Genomic DNA, 1,159 nt, shown 5'->3' with positions numbered 1-1,159 from the left:
GCGCAACAATGTTCCACGATAGTTCGGCGCAAAACACCGAAGCGGCATCAGTAGGTTGTGGCGCCAGGCCTTAGACGTGCAACTCTGTCGTGCCGATGCCGCTTCCCCATTGTTTGTGCGTTCCTGACGACATCTTATGAACCAGCTTCGCAGTTTGGACGCGCTTGAACTCTGCCTTGGTTTCCGCCTGGGGATCGTCGCGGATACCCCGCAGTGTATCGCGCGGTGTATCTCTGGGGAAGCGGAAAGGAAGCGGAAACCCTCGCAATTCTTGGGCTTCAAGACTTTTCTGGTGATAGTGGCTCCCGCCGGCCGAACGAATCTACGAACTATGAACTGCCGATTCCCCTCAAATCCACGCCACCGCCCACCGTGAAGGTTCGCAAGCGTGACCGCGAGCGCGCGGAGCGCTTCTTGGTGGCCGGTGGGCCGAAACCGTCCCTTAGGGACCGAGCAGTCGCTCTCGTTCGCGAACGAGGAACGATGCGAACACGCGATTTCACCGACATCGGCGTTCCCCGCTGTTATTTGGCCCGCATGTGTAACGAAGGGCTGCTCATCAAGGTCCGCTACGGTATCTATCGCTCGGCAGATGGGACCGGGCTATGTCGGTTTGTCGAATCTGCGCAAGAAGGATGAGCAACGCCGAATAGATGGTCTGGAGGCCGTAGGTGTCCGTCGAACTGGCTCACTACATCTGACGAGCGACAGGAAGCAGGCTGCCGTGAGCGCCGCCATCTGCTGCACTACGGCCAGGATCTTGCGCCTGAGCCCTGATTGGGACCGGATCATGGTCGAATGCACTAGGTGCGAACGGATTGTTCGATGGCGCCTGCATGGGAGGGCGCAGGGCGCGAAGCGACCAGTGCGTTCCAGTACGAAGGAATGCAGCGAGAGCGCAATCGCGACATGAAGCTGCTTTCGAGAAGGGAGAGGCTCGAACGCGAGAGCCGTTAGGCCGGCGGGCGACCGACGCCCTCTTTTCAGGCGGATCGAGGGGTAAATATTTCCCCTTTGTTGCAAGAATAGCGCAGACTTTTGGTGAGAGAATGCTCAAAGCTATAGGTTAGGTGATTTGGAGACGACGGCATGAAATTCGCGCTCATCTGTTCCGCTGCGTTTCTGGCAGCCTCTACTCCAGTCTTTTCGGCCGACCTCC

Annotated in this window: 1 protein-coding gene; it reads left to right on the top strand. The window is 58.3% G+C overall.

All coding sequences use genetic code 11. The features are described from left to right. Nucleotides 1–213 precede the first annotated feature (213 nt). The gene (locus JT360_RS33125) at nt 214–639 is read left to right on the top strand and encodes a type IV toxin-antitoxin system AbiEi family antitoxin domain-containing protein (protein WP_352129006.1); all 426 of its coding nucleotides are present in this window, start codon (nt 214–216) and stop codon (nt 637–639) included. Nucleotides 640–1,159 lie beyond the last annotated feature (520 nt).

This window comes from Mesorhizobium sp. dw_380, from assembly GCF_018588885.1.
In the GTDB taxonomy this organism is placed as follows: Bacteria; Pseudomonadota; Alphaproteobacteria; order Rhizobiales; family Rhizobiaceae; genus Mesorhizobium.
This window is presented reverse-complemented; position numbering and strand designations above follow the sequence as displayed.